Annotated in this window: 3 protein-coding genes; 2 read left to right on the forward strand and 1 reads right to left on the reverse strand. The window is 58.5% G+C overall.

Annotation, left to right across the window (positions count from 1 at the left end):
- Positions 1-423: 423 nt before the first annotated feature.
- On the reverse strand, positions 424-1,260 hold the full coding sequence (locus V3W31_04415; protein ID MEE9614183.1) for a DUF362 domain-containing protein: 837 nt from the start codon (positions 1,258-1,260) through the stop codon (positions 424-426).
- A 104-nt stretch (positions 1,261-1,364) separates the two neighbouring features.
- On the opposite strand from V3W31_04415, the gene V3W31_04420 reads away from it, so the two are divergent.
- Together V3W31_04420 and V3W31_04425 are read left to right on the forward strand one after the other, a co-directional pair.
- Entirely contained in the window at positions 1,365-2,567 is a 1,203-nt protein-coding gene (locus tag V3W31_04420; GenBank protein MEE9614184.1) for a universal stress protein, read from the forward strand.
- A 26-nt stretch (positions 2,568-2,593) separates the two neighbouring features.
- A partial coding sequence (locus V3W31_04425) for a radical SAM protein (protein MEE9614185.1) occupies positions 2,594-3,095 on the forward strand: 502 nt, incomplete at its 3' end.

Genomic DNA, 3,095 nt, shown 5'->3' on the forward strand with positions numbered 1-3,095 from the left:
CCCATATTGTCACCCTGAACTTGTTTCAGGGTCTCGTAACATGCCGGTTTTATTAGATGCTGAAATGAATTCAGCATGACATATCGCATTACTTCGCGGTTTTTCAACAACCCCACAGCGTTTATTCCCCCCCCGGGGGGGGCTTTGTCAATAGAAATACGGGCGGCGGAGCCTATTGTAAGATGCTGTCCGTCACCCTTCGACTCCGCCCTTCGGTAGACTCAGGGCGGGCCTGTCGTGAGTTTATCGAACGGCTCAGGGCGAACGGAAAGCCAATAAACCGGCAAGTTGCCCGCCAATTTCAATTGCGGATTACGGAGTTAAGATTGCGGAATAAAAAACAAATCCTCACTCCGCAATCTGCAACCCCCAATTCCTGCCTCATGGCGGGCAAATCGGCGGTTTGGCCCGTGACGGGCAGCCTCAACAGGGAACCACCTTCAAAGGCCCTGCCGAGCCGAGCTCATTATGGGCCTCCCTTATATGCCCTATCTCGCGCCAGTCCTTCTTTAAGAGCCCGGCCCCGTAGGCGTCGACGGCAACCGGGTCGGAACCGGCGACGAGAAGGCCCGGATGGGGGTCGCACTCCGCACCTCCGAGGTGGTAGTCCCTCAGCCCCACCGTTGCGTCGATAATCGAGAAGTCGGGCAGGCAGTAACGGTTAAGGTCCAGCACCGACTCGTGCATCTGCGTGTGGAAGGCGGACTTCTTCCAGTGCCCGCCCTGCTGGTAGTGCGCGGGTGGGGCCGCGCCCATCATGTTCTTCATCGAAAGCGTAACCACCGAAAGGCTGTGGGCCTTGAGAACGGGGACGGATATGACAAAACTCTCCATCACTATCTTCGGCAGGTAGATAACGGGCCATCGCGTGAGCGCGGGGTTCGAGAGCTCGACCAGAGGCTCGACGTTCAGGTCGACGAGCCTGAGTCCCTTCTCGCGGGCCAGTGTCTCGTAGCCGAGTTCCCGGAAGGTGTGCGGCGTCTCGTAGTCTGCCGCGCCCGTGCCCTCGGCGACGACGGGTTCCACATGCGGGGCGGCGTCCTTAATGTAGTCCACTATCGCGGCCGTGAGCCCCACCGGGGTGGTAACCGGAGGCTTTATCGCCTCGACCAGGTTGGGTTTTATAATTACCCGCTCTAAGCCCTTAAGCGCATTGCCCAGCCCCGCACCCCCGAGCAGGACGTTCACACTCTCTTTCCAGTCTCCTTCAAAGCGGCTCACGTAGACTGTCCCTTTCCCCCCTTTTTTTCCTTTTTCCACTTTTCCCCCTGCCATAGCCCAATAATAGCCTGTGGATAAACTCTTGTCAACCGCCCTAAAATCAAGTAAAATAATCTTTTCCAATAAATTCGCGAGATTTTTCAATGTACAAGAATATCCTCATATGCCTCGACAATTCGGACCACGCCAACGCCGGAATAGGGCTCGGCGTAATCCTTACTAAGGCGTCCGAAAAGACCGGGACCAAACTCACCGGCTGCCACGTCTACGCCGCAAAGCTCCATAACGAGCGGTTCATGCAGATGGAGAGCGGGCTCCCGGAGAAGTATCAGGCCGAGGAGGAACTGAAAAAACAGCGGGAGACTCACGACAGCCTCATCACGAAGGGGCTCGAGATAATCTCCGACTCCTACCTCGCCGTCCTCCACGCCCGCGCCACGGAGGCCGGGATAGAGCCCCGCGGGGTGAACAGGGAGGGCAAGAACTACGAGGAGATCGTAAAAGAGGTGGAAGAGGGCGGCTACGACCTGGCCGTGCTAGGCGCGCTCGGGCTCGGAAAAGTGGGAACGAGCCGGGTGGGGAGCGTATGCGAGCGGGTGGTTAGAAGGGTCCGGTCGGACGTGCTCGTCACCAGAGACTCCGCGCCGACTCCAGGAAAGGAGAAAGGCAAAATCCTTGTAGCCATAGACGGAAGCCCGGCTTCGTTCGGGGGACTCAAGACCGCCCTTGAGCTGTCGAAGATATTCGACGCCGAGGTCGAGGCCGTTAGCGCCTTCGACCCGGACTACCACTACGCCGCCTTCAAGAGCATAGCCGGCGTGCTCTCGGAGGAGGCCGGAAAGATCTTCAAGTTCGAGGAGCAGGAAAAGCTCCACGATGAGATAATCGACAAGGGGCTCGCCAAGATATATCAGGGCCATCTCACGACGGCCGTCCGCATGGCCAAGGCCGAAGGTTTCGAGATAGGCGAAAAACTCCTATCGGGGAAGCCCTACGATAAGCTCATAGGATACGTGAAGGAGGTAAAACCCTTGATGCTCGTTATGGGCAGGACCGGGGTGCACACGGCACCCGGGCTCGACATAGGGAGCAACACGGAGAACTGTCTCAGGGAAGTCGGCTGCCACCTCCTCATATCGTCGAGGGAGTTCGCGCCGCCGGAGACCGCCTCCACCGACGCCCCGCCTCTTGCCTGGACCGACGAGGCCTCGGCCATCTTGAACAAGATACCCTCGTTTGCGAGGGGGATAGTAAGGAACATGGTCGAGGAGACCGCGAGGAAGCAGGGCCTTACCGAGGTAACGGACGAACTCATGTGGAAGGTCCGTAAGGACATGGGCCAGTAGCCCGCCCCCGAGTTCTCAACACCCCCATGACCGACTTCACTCCTTTTCTCATTTCCTGGAACATAACCAAACGGTGCAACCTCCGGTGCGCGCACTGCTACCTGGACTCCGCCGAAATGGAAGGTGCAAACGACTTAACGACCGGGACGGCGCTGAAATTCATAGACGAGATGGCGTCGGCGAACCCGCACGCCATGCTGATACTTACCGGCGGGGAGCCGCTCCTACGGCCCGACTGGCCCGAGCTCGTGCGCTACGCTTCCAAAAAAGGCTTTACAGTGGTTATGGGCACCAACGCGACCATGCTCGACGGGCCGACGGTCGACAGGATGCTCGAAAGCGGCGTTAAGGGCGTCGGCGTAAGCCTCGATTCCGTGGGGCCCGTCTATCACGACAAGCTCCGGGGGCTCGACGGCGCATGGGAGCAGACGATGCGCGGGATAGACATCCTGAGAGAGAAAGAAATGGACTTTCAGGTGCAGCTTACCTTAACCAGGGACAACCACCGGGAGGTGCCGAAGGTTATAG

It is taken from the genome of Thermodesulfobacteriota bacterium, assembly GCA_036482575.1.
Classification (GTDB): Bacteria; Desulfobacterota; GWC2-55-46; order GWC2-55-46; family JAUVFY01; genus JAZGJJ01.

What these genes read in the sequence shown, in the direction of transcription:
- V3W31_04420 (MEE9614184.1), top strand. Translation starts at nt 1,365, where the DNA reads ATGTACAAGAATATCCTCATATGCCTCGACAATTCGGACCACGCCAAC.